This window comes from Paraburkholderia sp. JHI2823 (genome assembly GCF_038900695.1).
GTDB classification, from domain to species: Bacteria; Pseudomonadota; Gammaproteobacteria; order Burkholderiales; family Burkholderiaceae; genus Paraburkholderia; species Paraburkholderia mimosarum.
Window position 1 is genome coordinate 18,037 of the sequence record NZ_JAYMRY010000014.1, and the last position, 21,215, is coordinate 39,251.

Consider the following 21,215-nt stretch of genomic DNA (forward strand, 5'->3'; position numbering starts at 1 on the left):
AAACCCGCAAATCGTCCGATAATCGCACGCATTTGGGCGATAATCGCGCAAAATCGCGCACCCACGCATTGCCGGGCGGCTCGCCCCGCCCTATGCTGCGCTTCACGTTTGGCGCACGTCCTGCATACCGCAGCATGGCATACGCGCAGAAGAATGGAGACATCTCATGACCCCAAGCCTCGACACCACCGGCTCTCCCGAAGCCGCGCCCCTCGCTCCGTCGCGCAGTCAGGCCCGCAAGGCGGCGCTCGGCAGTTTCGTCGGCGCGGTCGTCGACTGGTACGACTTCCTGCTCTACGGCATCGTTGCGGCGCTGGTGTTCAACGTGGCGTTCTTCCCGCAGGTCAGCCGGAGCATGGGCACGCTCGCCGCTTTCGCGACCTTCGGCGTGGGCTTCCTGTTCCGCCCGCTGGGCGGCATCGTGTTCGGCCACTTCGGCGACCGGCTCGGCCGCAAGCGCATGCTCGTGCTCACCGTCATGATGATGGGCGTCTCCACAGTGGCGATCGGTCTGTTGCCCACCTTCGCGACCATCGGCTGGTGGGCGCCCGTGCTGCTCGTCATATTGCGCGCGCTGCAAGGCTTCGCCGTGGGCGGCGAATGGGGCGGCGCGGCCCTCATGGCCGTGGAAAGCGCGCCGCGCGGCAAGAAGGCGTTCTATAGCAGCGGTGTGCAGGTGGGATACGGCGTGGGGCTCGTGCTCGCCACCGGTAGCGTCGCGCTCCTGAGCCACCTGCTCGGCGACACGGCGTTCCGCGCATGGGGCTGGCGCCTGCCGTTCCTGTTCAGTGTGGTGCTCGTGTTGGTGGGCCTCTGGGTGCGCTCGAGCATGGACGAATCGCGCGAGTTCGTCGAAAAAGTCGAGCACGGTCATCGCAAGCTCAAGATGCCGGTGCTGGAGGCGCTCACGCGCCATCCCAAGGCCTTCCTCTACATCGTCGCGCTGCGCCTTGCCGAACTCTTCACGATGTACATCGTGACCGCCTTCGCGCTCAGCTACTCGACCAGCAATCTCGGCATGTCGCGCGATCTCTTTCTCGGCATCGGCCTCTTCGTGGGCGCGCTGAGCTGCGTGACGATCCCCTGCTTCGCGTGGCTCGCCGACCGCCTCGGACTGCGCCGCATCTATCTGGTGGGCGCTTTCATCGGCCTCGTGAGCGCCGTACCGTTTTTCCTCGCACTCGAAGCGCGCGCCACGGTCTGGATCGTGATCTTCTCGGTGATGCTCGCGAACATCGCACACGACATGGTCGTGAGCGTGCAGCAGCCGCTCTTCACCGAGCTGTTCGGCGCGGAGTACCGCTACAGCGGCGCGGGCGTCGGCTATCAGTTCGCGAGCGTGGTGGGCGGCGGCTTCACGCCGTTCATCGCCGTGGCGCTGGTGGGCTTCGCCGGAGGCTCGTGGCACCTGGTCGCCGGGTATCTGGCGATTGGCTGCCTGATTTCGTTGATCGTGGCCGCGCGCATGAAGCCGGCGTGATGCCCATGCGCGAGCGCCTGTCATTCGCTCGCAAGCCGCAGGTATTTGCCTGCGGCTTTTTCCATTGCTTTTCCATTTGCCTCGCGCCAGTTCCCGCATGCCGATGAAGAACCCGCCATTGGACCGGCGCGACTGGATCGCCGGGCTCGAAAAGGGCCTCGCGATTCTCGAAGCCTTCGACAGCGAGCACGCGCGCATGACCCCCACCCAGGCGGCCGAGCGCACGGGCCTCTCGCGCACGGCCGCGCGCCGCTATCTGCTCACGCTCGAATCGCTGGGCTACGTCTACACCGATGGCCGTCTCTATGGCCTCACGCCGCGCGTGCTGCGCGTGGGCTGGTCCTATTTCGATTCGGCGCGCCTGCCGCGCACCGTGCAGCCCTACTTGCAGCAGCTGAGCGCGACGCTCAATGAATCGGCCTATGTGAGCGTGCTCGATGGCTGGGAGCTCGTCGTGATCGCGCGCAACGGCGTGTCGCGCGTGATGACCACGGGTTTCGTGCTCGGCGCTCGCGTGCCCGCACCGCTCATTTCGCCCGGCGTGGTGCTGCTCGCGCACGAGGCAGACCAGGCAGCGGTTTCGGCATGGCTCGATACGGTCGAGCTTTTGCCCTTCACGCCCCATACCATCACGAGCGCCGCGCGCCTGCGCGAGAAGATCGCGCGGGCGCGCGTGGATGGCTACGCGCTCATCGAGCAGCAATTGCAGGTGGGCGTGCGCGGCATTGCCGTGCCGCTCAGGAACCGCAATGGCGAAGTGGTCGCCGCGCTCAGCACCAACATGCTGATCGGCGAAGAAAGTCCCGAGGCGGCGCTCAGGCGCGTGCTGCCGCATTTGCAGGAAAGCGCGCTTGCGATGCTTAATGTGCTGTAGCGAATCGCCGCTGACCAGTGACGAGCGCCATTACGGATAGCGGCCCACGATTAGACACCTGGCGCCAGGGTTCTTTCACATTCATAACTGGTCCCGGATGTAACGGTGCACGGCAGACGGTCGAGCCGCTACCGCAACTGCATCAGCGAGTCAAGCGCAATCGACTTGCGCCGCCCGTGGGGCATTGCATTCCGCCTCGGTCAGATAGTTGTAAAGGGTGGATTTACCGGGGTTCGATAAAAATCCAATATAGTCGGACGTCGATAGATGGAAGCTTTTGCGGCGCCAATTTACAAGACCTGTCGAGATGCCGGGCGTCAGCCAGCTCGGCGTCCAACAACCCATCGTTTGTCGGAGTCAACAATCATCGTAAGGAGCTTTGGCTATGCCACGCTTTGAAGAAGAAATACGTTCACCCGGATTCCGCCATGACCGATAGCCCCACGCGGGATCGCATGGCCTCGGCCATCGTGTTCACAGCCGTGAAGCGATGATTCGTTACTTCCTCGCGAGGGGCGACCGTGCCGGCAACGCGGCAATTACTGAAGGTCTCGAAAATGTCACCTGTTCGAATCCGCCGCCGAGAGTGAACATCGCCACCCTTTACATGAAGACTTACTGCACGGCCTGCAAGCAGGAGGGGTTCATTGCCCCGAAAGGGCCACGTTGGCCCGGTACCGGACCAAACGGAAAACCGTGGGCGCTGAGCGGCGATATCAACGTCTGCGGTTGCAATCCGCCGCCGGTCTTCTACGCCGAGCGCGGCATGTCGATGACGTTCACGGCAGAAGAGGTCGCCACGCTAACTGCTCCGCCGTCAAGTGCTCACTCGGCCGCAGTCGCTTCTTCAGCACCTGTCGAATCGCAGGAATCTCGATGGTTTTACATCTGGGACAGTACGACAGGGGAGCCTTTGCTCGATCGAGACTTTATCGCGAACGTCGGCGATGTCCGGCAGACCGGAAAGACCGATGGCTATGGCTACGCACGGATCACGGCTGACGGAGAGCAGCCCGTCGAAATCCATATCGTTTTTAGCGCACCCAAGTGCAAATTGAATCCCCGTGGAGCGTAACCATGGCAGCCGATTACGTCATTGAACACTGGACGAAATCACATACCGTGCAAGGAGGCGACAAGCATAACGCTGTCTCCATCGCGGTTAATGATCGCGCCGCGACACGACAGGCCATCATTACGAGCTTGAGGCAGAAGGGCTATTCTCTTCTGGAAAGGTCGTCGTGGGGAGCACGACCGCCAAAAAACACGTTATCTCCTTCGCAGTGGGACTATCGCGACATTGTGATCCATCATGCCGGACGCAGCTATTCCTGCGCTGTGAATGAACGTAAGCGAGTCCACCGTACCGTCTCGACGTTCCGATCAGAAGTTGCCAGAGTAGCCCCCACCACATCGAGTAGTGGGGACTACTTTGACAACAGAAGCACCGATGAGAACTGGCCGCAAAGGCATACCGAATCATCCGCTCGAATTCCGGCGCGAGATCGCCAGGCTGGCGAGCGAGCCCGGAGTTTCGGTCGCACGCCTGGCGATGGAACACGGGCTGAACACGAACCTGGTGTTCAAATGGCGCCGGGCGCTGCACGCAGGTGAATACGATCCCGTTGATCTGCTTCCCGTCAAGATCGATGCAGCAGTGACCGGGGTCGCGCCACCGGCATCGATTCCAGCGCCGGTCACAGCACCACCGGGGGCTATCGAAATCAGTGTCGGCAACGCCCGGGTGCGTATTGAAGGCGCACCTGACGCAAGTACCTTGATGCTGGTGCTGCGCATGTTGCGCGGTATGCCGGGAGCAGCGGCATGATCGGTCTGCCCAGCCACACGCGCGTCTGGCTGGCTGCCGGCGTGACCGACATGCGCTCAGGCTTCAACAGCCTCGCCGCGAAGGTCCAGACCGTGCTGGAACGCGATCCGTTCAGTGGTCATGTGTTCGTGTTCAGGGGCCGACGCGGCGATCTCGTCAAGGTGCTGTGGTGGAGCGGTGACGGCATGTGCCTGCTGATGAAACGTCTGGAGCGCGGGCGCTTCGTCTGGCCGCGCGCCGATGGCGGCGTTGTATGCCTGAGCCAGGCGCAACTGTCGATGCTGCTTGAAGGCATCGACTGGCGACAACCCGTTCGCACAACCGAGCCCAGTTCTGCGTTGTAAACCTCCCGGCGTCCGCGTAAACTGCAGGAATGACCTCGGCGAACGCCTATCCTGACGACATCGAAGCACTCAAGGCGATGCTGCGCGAGCGCGATGCCCGTATCGATCATCTGGAGGACGTGGTCGAATCGCACGCGGCCGTCGTAGCCACTGCAAAGGTCGAGATCGAGCACCTGAAGCTGCTGATCGCGAAGCTGCGCCGCATGACGTTCGGCCGAAGCTCCGAGAAGCTGGACCGCCAGATCGAACAGCTTGAACTCCGTCTGGAAGATCTCGAAGCCGATGAAGGCGCCACTCCCATCGAGGTTCCGAAGACGCCGCGCACCGCACCGGAGCAGGTCGGTCGCAAGCTGCTGCCCGAACATCTGCCGCGTGAGGTGCTGACGTATCTGCCGGAATCGGGAGAAACCTGCACCGCGTGCGGGGCAGCGATGAAGCAACTCGGCGAAGACATCGCCGAACAACTCGAATACGTACCCGCAAGCTTCCGCGTGATCCGTCATGTGCGGCCAAAACTGGTCTGCACGTGCTGCGACCACATCGCCTAGGCAAGCGCCCCCAGCCGTCCGATTGAGCGTGGTCTGGCAGGCCCGGGCCTGCTCGCGCATGTGCTGGTCGCGAAATTTGCGGATCACCTGCCGCTGTACCGTCAGTCGGTGATCTACGCACGTGCGGGTGTCGAACTGGATCGCTCGCTGCTGGCGAAGTGGGTCGGTCACGGCGCAAAGCTGGTGCAACCGCTGGTTGATGCGCTACGTCGGCATGTCATGGCAGCCACGAAACTGCATGCCGACGATACGCCAGTGCCTGTGCTCGCGCCGGGCAACGGCCAGACCAAAACCGGGCGGCTGTGGGTGTACGTACGCGATGACCGGAACTCGGGTGACATCACGCCGCCTGCCGTATGGTTCGCGTACAGTCCCGACCGTAAAGGCATTCATCCGCAGCAGCATCTTGAATCGTTCGGCGGCACCTTGCAGGCCGATGCGTATGGTGGCTATCAGGCCATCTACGAAACGGGCCGCGTTGTTGAGGCAGCAGGCTGGGCGCATGCACGCCGTCAGTTCTACGAACTGCATGCCTCACGACCCAACGCATTTAACACCGAAGCACTCGAACGCATCGGCGCGTTGTATCGGGTCGAGGATGCGGTTCGGGGCAAACCGCCCGATGAGCGTCGCGCGTATCGGCAAGCCCATGCCCGACCGCTGCTCGATCGACTCCATGCGTGGCTGGGCGCCATGCTGGAAACGCTCTCGCGCAAGTCCGACACGAGCCGTGCGATTCTCTATGCCCTGAACCGGTGGGAGGCGCTTACGCGCTACTGCGATGATGGACAACTGGAGATCGACAACCTGGCGGTCGAGCGCGCGCTGCGCGGTGTGGCCATCGGACGCCGGAATTACCTGTTCGCTGGCGCGGACTCGGGCGGTGAGCGCGCCGCTGCAATTTACAGCCTGATCGGGACAGCGAAACTCAATGGCGTCGATCCTGAAGCCTATCTGCGCCACGTGCTCGGGTGCATCGCGGATCACCCGATCAACCAGATCGACGCGCTTCTCCCGTGGAATCTGGATCAGTCCTCGTACTCAATCGGCGTATCGCCGCAGTCCAGCACGATGGAGTGAATGCGGATCTCGCACCACTCCCGGAACATCTTGATGGTCCGGTTGCGCGGCCACAGTGCCGGATCGGTGTACCAGTCCGCAAGCATCTGCTCGAAGAGAGCCTTCCAGCTACGCTGAATCCAGCGCTTGCCAGGCTGGTCCTGGTCGTCGGATTCGTTCGTCGGGATCAGGAAGGCCGATGGCTCCTCCTGTGCATCGGCGAGCGTGACGGTGGGGTTCGCCGGAACAGGGTCCGCTGCGTTGATCCACGCGACGAACGGCGCCTTCGGCACAATGATGGCAACAACCCGGTTAGAAACGAAAAGCGGTTCAAGCGGCATGCGGTCGGTCCTCGTGGCAGAAGACCGAATGCTAAAGCAAGGCGGCCGTCATGACACGCTTACGAATGAACAGGGTGCGATCGAACAGATGAAGACGGCACAATCGTACGATATGGACAGCCATGATTTTGACGATATTGGCTATCACTACGCGGTTTCGTGTCCGGGTGAATTGATCGAAGCTCGTGATATCCGCTTTACCGGTTCCCACGTAAAAGGTGACAACACCGGCAAGCTTGGCGTCGTCCTGCTTGAAAACCTGGCAGAAGCCGGTGAAGCGTGGCAGCAAGAGTACAGCCGGAAATCTCTTCGGCAGAAATTCAAGGGGACGTTGGATATCGCGCGTGATGCGTTGGCACTCGACCATTCGATGCCAACCAAGGCGCAGATTGATGCCCTGTCGGCCTTGATATCGACACTGAACCAGTTTTTCAACATCACGACCGTAGGCGGGCATCGTGATTATCAGCTTCTCGCGCCCGGCAACGAGGGACGGGCATGTCCGGGGAAGTACGGCATGCAAGTTGTTGAGGAAATGCGTGCGAAATTTGGATTGAGATCACCGTCAAAGTGAGATTGCCCAACCAAGCTGCCGGTTAATAATGTAGGTGCGATGTTCGAGTTGACCTTGAATTACCTGGCAGCGTTGCTGCACTGGAAGCTGGCTTGTCACCTGTAGCCTGGCCTTTGCCTCAAAGGCATTGAACCATTCGCTGCTACCCGAGTCTGGCCCGTGCCCTTCTCCATCTGAAATATCGAAGAATTGACTATCCAGGTACGAGAACCATTCCTGTGTGCACGGTTCGACAACAGGAGCACGCGACACGCTCGTGGTGGCGATAAGCCACGCAAGAACGATGAGGACGCAGATGCCAGCGAGGATTCTCATTTGAGCCAATTCCTGAAGATCATTGCTTTTCTATGGGAGGGCACTAGCCGACATAGTGCTGACTCTGGCCGGTCTGCTGATACGAACGCAGCCGGCGGACGCAGCAATTGTGCCGGGAAACACGGCGTATCGCGATGGTAGTCCGTCGTCGAGATTCGCCGCAAGATTAGCTAGAGCTAGCCAATGTTATCAGCAACGGCAACGCGAGCTTATCTTTGTGAGCGGCGGTGTCGACGCGTCTCGTACGGACAAGCTGTTGCGATGCGTACCTAATACGCGGGGGATTGCGGCGGACAAGATCGCGGTCGATAGCACGGGAATCGACAAGTGGGCTACCGCACACAACGCAAGCCTCTTCATGCAACATCATAGGCTTTCGAGGGTGATTGTCGTGACGCAATATTTTCATCCTGCGAGATCCATGCTGGCACTTAGGCGTTTCGGAGTGCGTGACGTTAGCGGCGCGTATTCCCGATTTTTTGGAGGCCGTGGCCTCTACTCCCTTGCGCGCGACTTACCAGCCTTCACTTGGCATGCAATACGCCAGCGCCAGAAGACGCCCATGTGGTCAAGTCGAAAATCACCGGTGCGACAACGGCCACCGGGCTGCCAAGCCGAGTCTCGTCAGGTGCAGATGATCCGGGCAGGCAGCCTCGGTCAGTTGTTAATAATGCGAAGTGCCGTCGATTGCAAGCAGAGCCAGTTTCAAGTAGAAGTCCCTACATCTAGAAATCCACAGCATCGCGAATGATCGGACACGTCATGCAATGCCCGCCGCCGCGCCCGCGCCCCAGCTCCGCGCCCACGATCGTCACCACCTCGATTCCGGCCTTGCGCAGCAGCGTGTTCGTGTACGTATTGCGATCGTAGGCGAACACCACGCCCGGCGACGTGCAGACCAGATTCGCGCCGCTGTCCCACTGCGTGCGCTCACGCTGGTAATCGTTGCCGCCCGCTTCCACCACGCGCATCTTCTTGATGCCGAGCGCGGCGCTCACCACTTCGACGAAGGACTTTTTCTCCTGATGCAGTTCCACGCCCGCCGGATGGTCGCTGGGCCGGTACGTGAACGTGCGGGTGCGCGCGAGGAAATCCGGCGCGATCAGCACGCAGTCGCGGTCGGCAAACGTGAAGACCGTATCGAGGTGCATGGCCGCGCGAATCTTCGGCATGGCCGCCACGATCACCTGCTCGGCCGCGCCCTTCTGGAACAGCGTGGCGGCGAGCTGGCTGATCGCCTGGCGCGACGTGCGCTCGCTCATGCCGATGAGCACCGTCTTGTTGCCGATGGGCATGACATCGCCGCCTTCGAGCGTGGCCATGCCGTGATCCAGTGTGGGGTCGCCCCACCAGACGTTGACCTTGCCCGTGAAATCAGGATGAAACCGGTAAATCGCGGCGGCAAGGATCGTTTCCTCGTGACGTGCAGGCCAGTACAGCGGATTGAGCGTCACGCCGCCGTAAATCCAGCAGGTGGTGTCGCGCGTGTACAAGGTGTTCGGCAGCGGCGGCAGCAGGTATTCGGTGGACCCAGCCGCTTCCCGCACGACCTTGAGCGCCGCGCCGCCATGCGCCTCGGGGAAATCATAGATCGAGAGGCCGCCAAGCAGGGTCTCGGCGAGCGTGCGATCGTCGAGTCCTTCCAGATAGCTTCGTAGTTCGTCGATGAAACCCAGTCCGACCTGGTTCGGCACGATCTGGTTATCGAGGATCCACTTCTTGCCTTCCGGCACGGCCACGGTTTCGGCAAGCAGGTTATGCATCTCGACCACCTCGACGCCGCGGTCGCGCATCTTCGTGACGAAGTCGAAGTGGTCGCGCTTCGCGTTGTCGACCCATAGCACGTCGTCGAACAGCAACTCGTCGCAATTGCTCGGCGTGAGGCGCGAGTGTGCCATGCCCGGCGCGCACACCATCACCTTGCGCAGTCGGCCGACTTCCGAATACACGCCCAATGGGCTGTCGTCCTTTTTCTTGCTCTTTGCGGCCTTGCCTTCCTTCCCGCCTTTCTCGGCCTTCTCACCCTTCCCGGCCTTGTCACCCTTCTCACCCTTCTCACCCTTCTCACCGCCCTTCGTCCTGGACATATCGATCTCCGCTCGTTCTCGTTAGACCGCCATGGCGCCCGTGGCCAGTGCAACAAGGCCTGCAATCGCCGCAATGGCCGCCACGATGAAAATGACCCAGTCGCTCATGCCTTTGAAAACGGCCAGCTTGCGCTCACGTCGCGCGATCACGTACAGCACCGTGCCAGGTGCATATAGAATTGCCGATAGCAGTATGAATTTCAGGCCACCGGCCAGGATCATGAACAAGGTATAGATCACCGCGACTGACGCGAACGCGAGGTCGCGCCGGCGCTCTTCGGGCCGCACCTCGTAGCTCTCGCCGCGATTCGAGACCATCCACCCGTAGGCCGCGACGAACAGATAGGGAATGAGCGACATCGCGCTCGTGAGATTGAGCATCAGGGCAAACGCGTCGTACGAGAAATAGGTGCTTGCAACGAGGATCTGCACGACGATGTTGGTAATCCACAGCGCGTTCGCCGGCACGTTGTTGGCGTTTTCGCGGGCGAATATCGCTGGCATGTCCTCGTTGCGCGCCGCCGCGAACATCACCTCCGCGCAGATCAGCGACCAGGCCAGATACGCACCGAGCACCGACACAATCAGGCCGATGCTCACGAAGATCCCTCCCCATGGTCCGACCACGCTTTCGAGCACGGCCGCCATGGACGGTTGCCGCATGCCCGCCACGTCACCGCGCGGCAGCACGGCGAAAGGCAGCATGGAGACGAGCACCATGAGCGTCGTCACCCCGACGAAGCCAAAAATCGTTGCGCGACCAACGTCCGTGCGCTCCCTCGCGTAGCGCGAATACACGCTCGCGCCTTCAATGCCGATGAACACGAACACGGTAACGAGCATCGTCGCGCGAACCTGCTGGATGATGCCACCCTCCTCCGCAGCCGCGGACTGGATATTCAGGCGGAACGTACCGTACTTGAATACGAAGAGCAGAATGACGATGAACACCACGATCGGAATGACCTTGGCGAACGTCACCACGGTGTTGATGAACGCAGCCTGTTTGACACCGCGAAGAATGAGGAAGTGAAACAACCAGATGCCGACGGACGCCACGACGATCGCCACCACCGTATTGCCGTCGCCGAAGATGGGGAAAAAAGCGCCCAGCGTGGACTTGATCAGTACCCAGTAGGAAACGTTGCCAATGCAACTGCCGATCCAGTAACCGAATGCCGAGAGGAAGCCGGGGTAATCGCCGAAGCCCGCTTTCGCGTAGACGAACACACCGGCGTCGAGGTCCGGCTTGCGTTCCGCGAGCGCCTGAAAGACGCGTGCGAGCGTGTACATACCCACGCCCGCCACGAGCCATGCAATCGCCGCGCCAACCGGCCCTGTCGCATTGGCGAAGGTCCGCGGCAGGGAAAAAATGCCGGCGCCGACCATGCCCCCGACCACCATCGCCGTCAACTGCAGGCGACTCATCTTCTGCCCGTTATCGGCCATCGGTTTCCTCGCTTCGTCTGCCACTGTGCCCTGGTGCGTGACACGCTTCATCTGCGCCGCCGTTCCCCTCGTTGCATCATCGGGTCACGCGTACGGAGTTATTGCCGAGCAGCACGCGCACGCGGTCGCCCGGAACGAACTGCTGGTCCGCGTCCTGGACCACGGACATCAGTTGTCCTGAATCCAGACGCACGACGATTTCAAGGGCCGCTCGCTGCGTGACGCGCTGCTCCACGGCATTGCCGGCCAGGCCGCCCAGCACTGCGCCGCCTATGCCCGCTGCAGCGGAGCCCGTGCCGCGTCCGATATTGGCGCCGGCTGCGATACCTCCGAGCGCGCCGCCCGTTATTGCGCCGACACCCGTCGGGCCCGGCTGGATCGTGACGGGCCGAACGGTTTCGACTACCCCGAGTTCGACCACGAACACTTGTTGTGCCTGCGCTGGCGTAAAGGTCGAGCCCGAAGTTGGCGCTTCGCAGCCGGACAGGGCAAGCGAGGCGGCCACCGAGCCAAGCAGTGTTCCCGCGAGATATCGCATGACGTTCCTCCTGATACGGCCTGTTGCGGATTCACTCGATTCACTTGTGGCGTTTGCTAACAACCAGATTGCCGTTCATTAGCGAACATACAAGCTAACCGTGTCCAGACGTGCCCGATGCTCAATCCATCATGCGGACACCTGAAGATCATTATGGAATACGATGGACATATGATGCATTCAACGTGACATGCGCTCGATAATATTTCAGCCGTTCAATGCGGCGCGCATTGCCTGGCCGCGATTTTGCGCGCTCGCAGGCTGCGGGTCGAAGATCAAAAAAGGCTTGAATATGAATTCGACGGATAACCAGAAGCTGTCACTGCCTGTTCTGACTGCGATGGTGGTCGGATCCATGGTCGGCGCGGGCATCTATTCGCTGCCTCGTAATTTCGCGCTCGAAGCGGGCCCGACTGCAGCCGTCATCGCATGGTGCATTGCAGGAGGCGGCATGTACATGCTGGCGCGCATCTTTCAGTTGCTCGCGGAAATCCGGCCCGACCTCGACTCCGGCATCTTTGCCTATGCGCGCGACGGCTTCGGGGGCTACGCCGGATTCCTCTCCGCGTTCGGCTACTGGATGGCCGGTTGTTTCGGCAACGTCTCCTATTGGGTACTGATCAAATCCACGCTCGGCGCATACATTCCTGCATTTGGAAACGGCAATACGCCCATTGCCATTGCGATATCTTCCGTCGGCATATGGGCATTTCACTGGATGCTGCTTCGCGGCATCCAGCAGGCCACCTTAATCAATGCCATTCTCACCGTCGTCAAGATTCTGCCCATTTTCGTTTTCATTGGCATTTTGAGCGTCTATGCCAGCGCGGAGACCTTCACGGCCAATCTCGCTCAAAGTGCCGGCGGACTTGCGCCGCAGGTCAAAGGAACCATGCTCACTACCGTTTTCGTCTTTCTCGGCATCGAAGGCGCGAGCGTGTATTCGCGATACGCGAGAAAACGTTCGGACGTGGGCGCGGCGACGGTGCTCGGCTTCGCCTTCGTGTTACTGCTGCTCGTGCTGGTCACGCTGCTGCCGTATGCGCATCTCATGCGCCCGGACATCGCGGCAATGAGGCAGCCTTCCATGGCTTCGGTACTTCGGGCCGTGGTCGGCGCACCCGGCGCGGCTTTCATCGGCGGCGCGCTGATCGTTTCCGTGCTCGGCGCCTATCTCGCGTGGTCGCTGATCTGCGCGGAGGTGCTCTATGCGAGCGCCAAAGCGGACGCCATGCCGGCCGTCTTCGCACGCCGCAACGCGCGGCAGCTGCCCACCGCCGCGATCTGGCTCACGAGCGGTGTGGTCCAGGCCTTCGTCGTCAGCACGTACTGGTCCACCGACGCCTTCTCGCTCATGTTGCGCCTCACGAGCGCCATGGCGCTCATCCCGTACTTCTTCGTCGCGACCTTCGGCCTCAAGGCCATCCGCGCGCTGCCGCCATCGGCCCTCACCTCGCGCAGGCGCATGCAGTGCTACGCCACCGCGATCGTCGCCACGATTTATACGTTGTTTCTGCTTTACGCTTGCGGGGTGGAATTGCTCGTCATGTCCGCGATGCTCTATGGGCCAGGCAGTCTGCTGTACATGTGGGCGCAGCACGAACGCGGCAAAGCGTTCTTTTCGGCGCCGGAGTGGTGCGCATTTCTCGTCGTGCTGGGCGCCGCGCTCGTTGCGATTTTCGAGCTGAGCACCGCTGCGTGGCGGTAACCGTGCTACGGCTTCCCGGTGCAATCCGCCACGCCCATTTCTGACCGCGATGTTCTGTCTCCCCGCCCTCCCATGGCAGACGGCATGCTTACTGATGACCGGCCTTCATGTTGCCCGCCACGCCGCCTGCCACGCCGCCGATGAGCGCGCCGGTCCATGCGTTGCCGCCCGCGATCGCCGCAATGCCCGCGCCGCCCGCCGCGCCAATCGCCGCGCCGCTCATCGTTCCCTGCTGGCGTGGTGTCATATCCGTACAGCCGACGATGGCAACCAGCACACTTGCGCTCACGATCCATCCATATCGTTTCATGATCGTCTTCCTCACTGGTTTTTACTCAGACCGGGTAAGACCATTTGAAACCAGATGGTCTCGACGACAGGGTGCTGGATCATCGCCGGATTGGCGGCGTAATAGTTGTCCAGTCCCTGGCGCACGCTGTCGAGCGTCTGGCCTTGCATTCCTTTGCCAAAGCGCTGCGAGATATCGCTGCTGCTCGCGCTATTTCCGGAATAGGCGCGTTCGATCTCGATCAGATTGGCGATGCCAACGAGATAGGCTTTCTTCGCCTCGTCCGACGACGCCATCCACTGCTGGCCCGTGACGATGGGAATGCTTTGTGCTCGCGCGGCATTGCCCGCAAGGGCAAGTGACAGGAAACCCAGAGATAACAGCGTACGCCAATGTGATTTGATTGCCATCGCATCCTCCGTGGAAGCTATGAACGATCCGCCGCCTCGTCATCCAGAGGCGTCAATCGAGTTGAAAATGGTCGGCTGTCTGCACGAATCTCCTTTTCAGGTTCGCGGGGTCGGCATACCTCATCAGGACACGGTATGAAGTCTAGAGCGTTCTGCTTATTATCCAAGCCCATTTACTGAGCCCAGGCGTGCGAGACGTCTTTCATTCAAAATGATTCACCCCGCCGAGAAACAACCCGACACTTTCGCGTCTGTGCAACTTCACCTGCCTTGCACTGAATTGCCCTTTCCCGCAGCACTCAGCGCCACCGGCGTACGCGAATCGGCGATATCCACCCACCCGCCTCCCATGGCCTGATACACGCCGATCACCTGGTTGAAGCGCGAGGCCTGCAGGCTGGCGAGCGCAAGCTCGGCGGAGAACAGGTCGTTTTCGGAGATCAGTACTTCGAGGTAACCGATCAGGCCATCTTCGAACTTCAGCCGCGAAAGCCGCGCAAATTCGCGCAGCGCCTCGACCCGCTGCTGTTGCAGTTCGGCCTGCTCGATGGTCTTCTGCGAGCTGACGAGTGCATTGTTCGTATCGCCGAACGCACCCAGCACCGTCTGCCGGTAGACCAGTTCGGCCTGGCGCTTCTGCGCCTCGGCCGATTGCACTTGACCGCCGATCGCGCCCGACGTGAAGATCGGCCCGGTCAGCCCCGCCGCAACCGACCAGACCTGTGCCGGCCCCGAAAGGAAGTCGCCAAACGCGGTGCTCACCGAACCGAGTGCCCCCGTGAGCGAGATGGTGGGATAGTAGAGCGCGCGCGCCGCGCCGACGTTCGCATTCGCCGCAACCAGATTCTGTTCGGCCTGCAAAATATCGGGCCGTCGTTCGAGCAGCGTCGAAGGCAGATCCGCAGGTATCACCGGCAGCACGAGTTCACTCACCGACTTGCCGCGCGGGATCTGCCCAGGCGTGCGCCCGAGCAGAACGGAGATACCGTTTTCCACGATGTCGATCTGCTGCTCGATGGCCGGTATCGCGGTTTGCGCGAGTTTGTACTGCGAGCGCACCTGCGCAAGCTCCGTCTGCGAAACGAGGCCGTCGCGGTAGCGCAACTCGAAGATGCGCAGTGTTTCGCCGAAATTGCCCGCCGTGGCCCGCGCAATGTCGAGTTGCCGGTCGAGCCCGCGCAGCGTGATGTAGCTGGTCGCCACGCCCGTCACGAGCGAAAGCACGACGCCGCGTTGCGCCTGTTCGCTGGCATAGACCTGCGCCTGCGCGGCTTCGGTCAGGCGCCTGACGCGCCCGAACAGATCGATCTGCCAGGAGGCGGACAGCATGCCCTGATAGAGATCGAAGACGGGGTCGAGCGTGGGCGGCAGCGGCGGCATGCCGGCCTGGCTCGCGCGGTTGCGGCTCACGTTGGCGCCGTAGCCGATCTGCGGCAGACCCTGTGAGCGCGCGGAACGCAGCACGCCGATGAACTGGTCGACGCGCGCGGCCGCGATGCGCACGTCGAGATTGCCCTGCAGCGCCGATTGAACCAGGTCGTTTAGCACCGGGTCGTCGAACTGCTCCCACCATGCAGTGTTCACGACCTCCTCGGCTTGCGGCAGGTCGATGCGCCACGTGGCCGGCACCTGCACTTCGGGGCGACTGTAATCGGGTCCCACGGTGATGCAGCCGGCCAGGCAGGTGGCGGCGGCAAGCAGCGCGGCACGCGTCAGCGTTCTCATGACGGACTCCAGGTTCGGCTTCGAGCGCGTGTTCGGTATGCGCCGGGCGCCGCGGCCGCCGCTTTCGACACACACGGAACAGACGACACACACGACACACTCATCACGCCACCACGGCCAGCAGGCCACCGAACAGCAGCGCAGCGAGCAGCAGCGTCAAACACGACACGGACCATTCCCGCACGAAGGCATCCGCGCCTTGCGCGAATCTCCCCACCGCCGCTGCGGCCCGCTGGAGTTCGCGCAGGATCACGCCAACATCTCCTACCGGCACGCGAGGCGCTTTCCTCCTCCATCGATCCCAGCCGACGGCCAGCGCCGCGCCCGCCAGCACAGGCCAGAGCGCCGACCACAACGCCGCGGGCGCGAGCGCGTCGGGCAGCGTGCCAACCGGGATGTGAAGATAGAGCACCCACGGCCCTAGCAGCGAGGCCAGCACCATGGCGAGCCACGCAAGCGCGAGCGGGGCGGGCGCACGGGCATGGGCATCCGTCGCTGCGGTCGCTCGCAGACAGCGCACGAAATGAAGCATCAGCAGTGTCGTCGCGACGGAAGACGCCACGGCCAGCGAGCCCGCGAGCTCCCCGCGCAGCAGGTCCTTGGCCGCGTATTTGGCCAGTGCGCCGCCCGTCAACGGCAAGCCGCCCAGCCCGAGCGCGATTACCGCCGTGGGCAGCAACACCCGCCGCAACGATCCGGCGCCCGTCAGCGCGACCACGCCCACGGCCAGGAACAACGTGCCTTTCACGAGCAGATGGTGCGCGGCATAGTACGCGGCCGCCACGACGGTAGCGGGGTCTCCCGCGGCCAGCCCCATGCCGGTCACCGCCATCAGGAATCCCATCTGGCTGACGCTCGAGCAGGCGAGCACGACCTTCGGTTCGGACTGCGTGATGCCGATCGCCACGCCGTAGAACGCGCCGAACATGCCCAGCGCGGCCAGCGGGATGCCGAAGTGCGGCCACGCGTCGCCGGGCGTGAACGGCAGAAAGCGCACCAGAGCGATGACGCTGGCCTTGACGACGGCGCCGCTCATCACCGCCGCCGCGGGAACGGGCGCCGCGCGATACGCATAGGGCATCCAGAAGTGCAGCGGCACCATCCCCGCCTTCATGCCGAGGCCCGTGAGCAGCAGGAGCAGCGTGGCGTCGCGCCAGGCAGAGCCCGGCAGCGCCGCTGCCGCGTCGCGAATCAGCAGGCTGCCGCCGGGCGTGGCCTGCGCGAGCAGGATCAGCGCTGCGAGCACGAACGCTTCGGCCAGCAGGGCAATGCCCAGATAGAGGGCGCCCGCATACCGCGCATCGGCCCCCTCCCCCTGCAGCACGAGGCCGCTCGCGCCGACGCTCAACACTGCCAGCATCAGATAGAAGCCGATCAGATCCGCCGCCAGGAACACGCCGACGTTGCCCGTCATCGCCATGAGCCAGCAGATGACGAACCCATCGACACTCCGTTGCGCACGCAACGATCGACTGGCATAGATGCCCGCGAAGAGCCACAGCAGCGCCGCCGTGCCGAGCAGCAATGCGCCGGGCGTGTCGATGGCGAACCGCAGGGCAAAACGGCTGTGGCCGAGCATGAGCGTTTCGCTGGGGCTCGCGCCGACGGCCGCCGCCAGCGCGGGCAGCGGTGCGACCGCGAACCAGGCGGGCAGGCGCCTGCGGACAGGCGCCGATGCAGAAAGCAGCAGCATCAGCAACGGCAGGCCAGCGGCTGCGATCAGCAGAGTCTGCGAGAGGTTCATGGCATCCCCGCCTGCGTTGTCACGGTGCGGCCGATCTGCGCCACGTCGACGGGCAGCAGCACGGCCAGCCCCAGCAGAAACGAGCACGTGGCGAGGCCGAGCACCGCGAGCTGCTGGTACCGTGGCACCGGCTTCTTCGGAGACCAGCCGGGCTCGGCGGGCTCCATCGAGCGCACGACCACCATGAAGACGTAGACGCTCGTGAGCAGGCCGCCGAGCAGCATCGTCAGCGCCCACCACCATTGCCCGCTCGCCAGCGCCGCCGACATCAGCAGCCACTTGGCCAGAAACCCGCCCGAGGGCGGCAGACCGATCAGCGTGGCGCCGGCCAGCGCGAAAGCCGTCAGCGTCATGGGCAGCGCGCGCGCGGCGCCGCGCAGGTCGGCCAGACGGTCGTGACCCAGCGTGCTGTAGATGAGACCGGCCGCGAGGAACATGGCCGCTTTCGCGCTCGCGTGCGAGATGGCCTGCAACAGGCCGCCCGTAACGGCCCGGGTGCCCTCGTCGTGCGCGGCCAGCGGAAACAGCAGGAACAGGTAGCCGATCTGGGCAACCGTCGAATACGCGATCAGGAGCTTCAGCCGCGCCTGGCGCAGCGCCACCACGTTGCCGAAAAGAATCGCCATGGCGCCCAGGCCCGCGAGCAACTGCGCGACGGAGCCGCCCACCATGCCGCCAAAGACATCGAGCCAGAGGCGCACCACCACGAACCACGATCCCTTGATCACGAGTGCCGAGAGCAGCGCGCTCGCGGCGGCAGGCGCACCCGCGTGCGCAGGCGGCAACCACAGGTGCAAAGGGAACAACGCGGTCTTCGCGAGCATGCCCGCGCTCATCAACGCCACGGCCGTCCACGCGAGCGGCCCGGGGCCGATCTTCCCGGCCAGCAGCGCGATATCGAGCGTGCCATACGCGCCATAAAGCAGGAAAACGCCCAGCAGATACAGCATCGAGCCGATCAGCGCATACAGCAGATATCGCAGCGCCGCCTGCAATGTTTCGGCACGCCCATCCAGCGACACGAGGGGCACGCCGGCAAAGGTCAGCAGTTCGAGCGCGACGTAGAGCGTGAAAATGTCCCCGCTCACGAAGACGAGATTGAGCGCGCCCCATACCGCCAGCAGGAGCAGCCAGAAGGCCAGCGGCGCGCGCGCCTCGCGCGTGCCGGACGGCGTGCCGAAATCGCCGTTGGCATAGACGGCCACCGCGCCCACCACCACGGCGACCACCAGCATCATGCAGACCGACAGGCCGTCCGCGCGGAGCATGACGCCCAGCGGCGGCGCCCAGCCGCCGAGCGCATAGCGCAACGAGTCGCCCGAGACGAGGAGCCTCGCCGCGATCTCCAGCACGATGCCGATGCCGAGAGCGACCGTCACCCACGCCACACGTTGCGCATGCCGCCCGCCTGGCGCCAGACCGGCCAGCACGCCGGCAAACGGCAACAGCACGGCGAGCGCCAGCAGCAGGCCGCCTGGCGTCGACTGCCCCGCGAGCGCCGGCGTCATCATCTGGCCTCCGCATGGGTGCGCGCCTCGCCCGGTGCAGCTTCATCGGGCGCCGCAAGCGAGTTGGTGCCGGTTTGCGCGAACCGGCGCAGCATGAGTCCCACAGCCAGCGCGGAAGCGGCGAACGACACGACGATCGCCGTGATCAGCAGGGCCTGCGGCACCGGATCGCCGGACATGCCTGCGGCGGCGCCTCGATGCGCAATCACGGCACACGCCAGAAACACGCCGTTGCCTATGAGGTTGAAGGCCAGCACCTTGCGCAGGGGCTGCGGGTTGACGATCAGGCCATACACGCCAAGTCCCACCAGCGCGGCGGCGGTAATGCCAAACAGCTGCGTGACGTTCATGGGCTCACCTCCGACCTCTGCGGCGGCCCGACCATCAGGAGTACCAGGGTCACGGCGAGCGAAGGCAGCAGCGCGGCTTCGATGACGATGATCCACAGCTTCGCCCAGCCGTCGGGGTACGCCAGAAACGCCCCTGCCATGACCGCGCCGAGCAGGCCGAGCGCGATGAAGACCGCCGGTCCGAGCACCAGCACGACGCGCAGCCAGCGCCGGCTGACGGGTGGCGCGTCGCGCAGTCCCGACATCATGACGAGCAGCCACATGGCGGCAATCACCGTGGCGCCCTGGAACTTGCCGCCCGGATGATCGGCGCCGGCCCAGAAAATATAGATGCCGATGACGACGCCGATCGGCGGCAACACCCGCGCCAGGTACACGAGGATGTCGTTGGGGCCGACCGCCTGCGCGAGCCCCGGCCTGCCGCCCCAGCAGCGATCCGGCGCGAGCGACCAGACGCCCACCACGCCAAAGAGCAGCACGATCGCTTCGAGCAGCGTGTCGATCGCGCGGAACGACAGCAGGACCGCCGTGATCGGATTCGCGACGCCCGTTGCCTCGATGTGCCGCGCCACCTCGGGCGCGAGCGTCGGCGCGGGGTCCGGCATGCGCAGCAGGCACACGGCGATCACGACAGCCACGGCCGCGGCGGCAACGCCGGCTGCCACGCGCGTTCCCAGGCCGGGCGCTTCGGCCTGCGCTGCCGCTTCGGTCGGATGCAGCCGCGAAGCCGCGCGGATCAGCAGCGCGCCGGTCAGGCCCGCGCCGATGGCCGCCTCGGTCAATGCCACGTCCACTGCGCGCAGCACCAGCCAGGCGAGCGTGAGCAGCAGACCGTAAGGAATGAACCCCGCAACCGCGGCGAACGTATCGCGCACGACGACCGTCCAGAGCGCGAGCGCCAGCAGCAGGATGCCGATGCCGACGGAAATGGCGGAAATCATGACCCTTTCTCCTGCCGCCGCGCGGCGCGCGCGATGAGCTGCGACACATCAGAGGACGTCAGCATCACGAGCAGCCACACCACGATGAGCTTGAGGGCGACCACGAGATGACCGGCCTGCGGCAGCAGCCCCACGACCACCATGCCGAGGCCGAGGTTGTCGGCCTTCGTGAGTGCATGCAGGCGCGTGTAGGTGTCCGGAAAGCGCAACAACCCGAGCGTGCCCGCTACGAAGAAGAACAGCCCGCCGAGCATGGCAACGATCGTGAAGACATCGGCTGCGGTTTTCATGTCCGCTCCTCGTTCGCGGTATCGCCTTCCGACTGGCGATCGGCCTTCACGAAAGCGACCGACGCGAACGCCGCGAGCACCGCAAGCGTCAACGCGACGTCCACGACCGAATCCACGCCGCTCGCGGTGCCCACCAGCAGCAGCGCTGCAATCCCGCCCGTGCCGAAGAGTTGCGCGGCCATCATGCGGTCGGCGCGCGTGGGCCCGCGCAGCACGCTCAGAAGGCCCACGGCCACCATCAGCAGCACCAGGGCGCACACGGCGATGAGTACGTCTGCGATGAGCCCGTCAGCCATGACGTTCCCCACTGATGAGCGCGCCGGCGAGACGCCGCTCCTCTTCCGCCAGCTGTGCGGCGACCGGCTGCGTGATGTCGAGGCAGTGGTAGACGAGCCCGTCCGCGGTCTCGTCCACCGGAAGGGAGCCCGGCAAGAGGCTCGTGATGATGGCGAAACCGTTGCGCGCCGTGCCCGGCGGAAAACCGGTGCGATAGACCACGGTGCCCGGCTGCAGGGGCAGGCGCGGATCCAGTGCGCGGCGCGCCACGTCGATGCCCGCCAGCACGGACTGCGCGAGGAAATGCGGCGCGAAGACGAGCAAGGCTCCCAGGCGCAACCGTCCGGCGGCGGGCGGCAGCAGACGCAGGCTCATCTGCGTGGCGACGATCGTCGCGATGAGGCCGCAGGCGACATCGGCCGGCTTCGCGTCCGGCATCAGGATGAACCAGAGCGCGAGGAAACACGTCGCGCGGGCCAGCCCGACGCGCCAGTGCGAACGCCAGTCGAGCAGGAAGGTATGCATGGGTGAGTTCAT

The 21,215-nt window shown here is 63.7% G+C and carries 22 protein-coding genes and 1 pseudogene; 8 read left to right on the forward strand and 15 right to left on the reverse strand.

Features of this window, described 5'->3' with window-relative positions:
- The first annotated feature begins 166 nt into the window (after positions 1 to 166).
- From shiA to VSR34_RS17150, 6 genes and pseudogenes are all read left to right on the forward strand, one after another.
- Positions 167 to 1,480, forward strand: a complete 1,314-nt coding sequence (gene shiA / locus VSR34_RS17125) for a shikimate transporter (protein ID WP_028214963.1) — start codon at positions 167 to 169, stop codon at positions 1,478 to 1,480.
- A gap of 103 nt (positions 1,481 to 1,583) precedes the next feature.
- Complete coding sequence (locus tag VSR34_RS17130; protein WP_028214962.1) at positions 1,584 to 2,354, forward strand: IclR family transcriptional regulator C-terminal domain-containing protein; 771 nt, start codon at positions 1,584 to 1,586, stop codon at positions 2,352 to 2,354.
- A 490-nt stretch (positions 2,355 to 2,844) separates the two neighbouring features.
- Complete coding sequence (locus VSR34_RS17135) at positions 2,845 to 3,429, forward strand: hypothetical protein (protein WP_342963015.1); 585 nt, start codon at positions 2,845 to 2,847, stop codon at positions 3,427 to 3,429.
- A 345-nt stretch (positions 3,430 to 3,774) separates the two neighbouring features.
- A complete protein-coding gene (locus VSR34_RS17140; RefSeq protein WP_342963016.1) occupies positions 3,775 to 4,182 on the forward strand; it encodes a transposase in 408 nt (135 codons plus the stop codon).
- Positions 4,179 to 4,526 carry an IS66 family insertion sequence element accessory protein TnpB gene (tnpB, locus tag VSR34_RS17145; protein WP_028232630.1) on the forward strand — a complete coding sequence of 116 codons (348 nt, stop codon included), beginning with the start codon at positions 4,179 to 4,181 and terminating at the stop codon, positions 4,524 to 4,526. Before VSR34_RS17140 ends, tnpB begins: the two co-directional genes overlap by 4 nt.
- A gap of 29 nt (positions 4,527 to 4,555) precedes the next feature.
- A pseudogene (locus VSR34_RS17150) lies at positions 4,556 to 6,154 on the forward strand (IS66 family transposase).
- Here the strand turns inward: VSR34_RS17150 and VSR34_RS17155 are convergent.
- Positions 6,103 to 6,474, reverse strand: coding sequence for a hypothetical protein (locus tag VSR34_RS17155; RefSeq protein ID WP_028214989.1), 372 nt, complete (start codon positions 6,472 to 6,474; stop codon positions 6,103 to 6,105). The pseudogene VSR34_RS17150 and the gene VSR34_RS17155 overlap by 52 nt on opposite strands.
- Before the next feature lie 28 nt (positions 6,475 to 6,502).
- Here VSR34_RS17155 and VSR34_RS17160 point away from each other — a divergent pair, with 28 nt between their 5' ends.
- Positions 6,503 to 7,048, forward strand: coding sequence for a peptidoglycan recognition family protein (locus tag VSR34_RS17160; protein ID WP_342963017.1), 546 nt, complete (start codon positions 6,503 to 6,505; stop codon positions 7,046 to 7,048).
- Here VSR34_RS17160 and VSR34_RS17165 read toward each other — a convergent pair.
- The 4 genes from VSR34_RS17165 to VSR34_RS17180 all read right to left on the reverse strand — a co-directional run bounded on the left by VSR34_RS17165 (position 7,040) and on the right by VSR34_RS17180 (position 11,437).
- Positions 7,040 to 7,363, reverse strand: coding sequence for a hypothetical protein (locus VSR34_RS17165; protein ID WP_342963018.1), 324 nt, complete (start codon positions 7,361 to 7,363; stop codon positions 7,040 to 7,042). The two genes, VSR34_RS17160 and VSR34_RS17165, sit on opposite strands and share 9 nt — an antisense overlap.
- A gap of 725 nt (positions 7,364 to 8,088) precedes the next feature.
- The gene (gene arcA, locus VSR34_RS17170; protein WP_342963019.1) at positions 8,089 to 9,450 is read right to left on the reverse strand and encodes an arginine deiminase; all 1,362 of its coding nucleotides are present in this window, start codon (positions 9,448 to 9,450) and stop codon (positions 8,089 to 8,091) included.
- A 21-nt stretch (positions 9,451 to 9,471) separates the two neighbouring features.
- The gene (locus VSR34_RS17175; protein ID WP_342963099.1) at positions 9,472 to 10,899 is read right to left on the reverse strand and encodes a basic amino acid/polyamine antiporter; all 1,428 of its coding nucleotides are present in this window, start codon (positions 10,897 to 10,899) and stop codon (positions 9,472 to 9,474) included.
- 76 nt (positions 10,900 to 10,975) lie between these two features.
- The gene (locus tag VSR34_RS17180) at positions 10,976 to 11,437 is read right to left on the reverse strand and encodes a membrane protein (RefSeq protein WP_028215407.1); all 462 of its coding nucleotides are present in this window, start codon (positions 11,435 to 11,437) and stop codon (positions 10,976 to 10,978) included.
- Positions 11,438 to 11,729: 292 nt separating this feature from the next.
- Between VSR34_RS17180 and VSR34_RS17185 the strand changes: the two genes are divergently transcribed.
- The gene (locus VSR34_RS17185) at positions 11,730 to 13,145 is read left to right on the forward strand and encodes a basic amino acid/polyamine antiporter (RefSeq protein WP_342963020.1); all 1,416 of its coding nucleotides are present in this window, start codon (positions 11,730 to 11,732) and stop codon (positions 13,143 to 13,145) included.
- 88 nt (positions 13,146 to 13,233) lie between these two features.
- On the opposite strand, the gene VSR34_RS17190 is transcribed toward VSR34_RS17185, so the two are convergent.
- The 10 genes from VSR34_RS17190 to VSR34_RS17235 all read right to left on the reverse strand — a co-directional run bounded on the left by VSR34_RS17190 (position 13,234) and on the right by VSR34_RS17235 (position 21,215).
- Positions 13,234 to 13,455: a glycine zipper domain-containing protein gene (locus VSR34_RS17190; RefSeq protein ID WP_028215405.1), complete on the reverse strand. Its 222-nt coding sequence runs from the start codon at positions 13,453 to 13,455 to the stop codon at positions 13,234 to 13,236.
- 11 nt (positions 13,456 to 13,466) lie between these two features.
- Entirely contained in the window at positions 13,467 to 13,844 is a 378-nt protein-coding gene (locus tag VSR34_RS17195; protein ID WP_028215404.1) for a hypothetical protein, read from the reverse strand.
- 261 nt (positions 13,845 to 14,105) lie between these two features.
- Positions 14,106 to 15,569 (reverse strand): efflux transporter outer membrane subunit, encoded by a 1,464-nt coding sequence (locus VSR34_RS17200; protein WP_342963021.1) that lies wholly within the window; start codon positions 15,567 to 15,569, stop codon positions 14,106 to 14,108.
- Positions 15,570 to 15,672: 103 nt separating this feature from the next.
- Entirely contained in the window at positions 15,673 to 17,313 is a 1,641-nt protein-coding gene (locus tag VSR34_RS17205) for a proton-conducting transporter membrane subunit (protein WP_342963022.1), read from the reverse strand.
- Positions 17,310 to 18,824, reverse strand: a complete 1,515-nt coding sequence (locus VSR34_RS17210) for a proton-conducting transporter membrane subunit (protein ID WP_342963023.1) — start codon at positions 18,822 to 18,824, stop codon at positions 17,310 to 17,312. The genes VSR34_RS17205 and VSR34_RS17210 overlap by 4 nt, the downstream gene beginning before the upstream one ends.
- On the reverse strand, positions 18,821 to 19,171 hold the full coding sequence (locus VSR34_RS17215) for an NADH-quinone oxidoreductase subunit K (protein ID WP_028215493.1): 351 nt from the start codon (positions 19,169 to 19,171) through the stop codon (positions 18,821 to 18,823). Before VSR34_RS17215 ends, VSR34_RS17210 begins: the two co-directional genes overlap by 4 nt.
- Positions 19,168 to 20,112 carry a hydrogenase subunit MbhD domain-containing protein gene (locus VSR34_RS17220; protein WP_342963024.1) on the reverse strand — a complete coding sequence of 315 codons (945 nt, stop codon included), beginning with the start codon at positions 20,110 to 20,112 and terminating at the stop codon, positions 19,168 to 19,170. Before VSR34_RS17220 ends, VSR34_RS17215 begins: the two co-directional genes overlap by 4 nt.
- Complete coding sequence (gene mnhG / locus VSR34_RS17225) at positions 20,109 to 20,402, reverse strand: monovalent cation/H(+) antiporter subunit G (protein ID WP_028215495.1); 294 nt, start codon at positions 20,400 to 20,402, stop codon at positions 20,109 to 20,111. The genes VSR34_RS17220 and mnhG overlap by 4 nt, the downstream gene beginning before the upstream one ends.
- Positions 20,399 to 20,698: a monovalent cation/H+ antiporter complex subunit F gene (locus VSR34_RS17230; protein ID WP_154671505.1), complete on the reverse strand. Its 300-nt coding sequence runs from the start codon at positions 20,696 to 20,698 to the stop codon at positions 20,399 to 20,401. The genes mnhG and VSR34_RS17230 overlap by 4 nt, the downstream gene beginning before the upstream one ends.
- Positions 20,691 to 21,215 (reverse strand): Na+/H+ antiporter subunit E, encoded by a 525-nt coding sequence (locus tag VSR34_RS17235; protein WP_342963025.1) that lies wholly within the window; start codon positions 21,213 to 21,215, stop codon positions 20,691 to 20,693. The genes VSR34_RS17230 and VSR34_RS17235 overlap by 8 nt, the downstream gene beginning before the upstream one ends.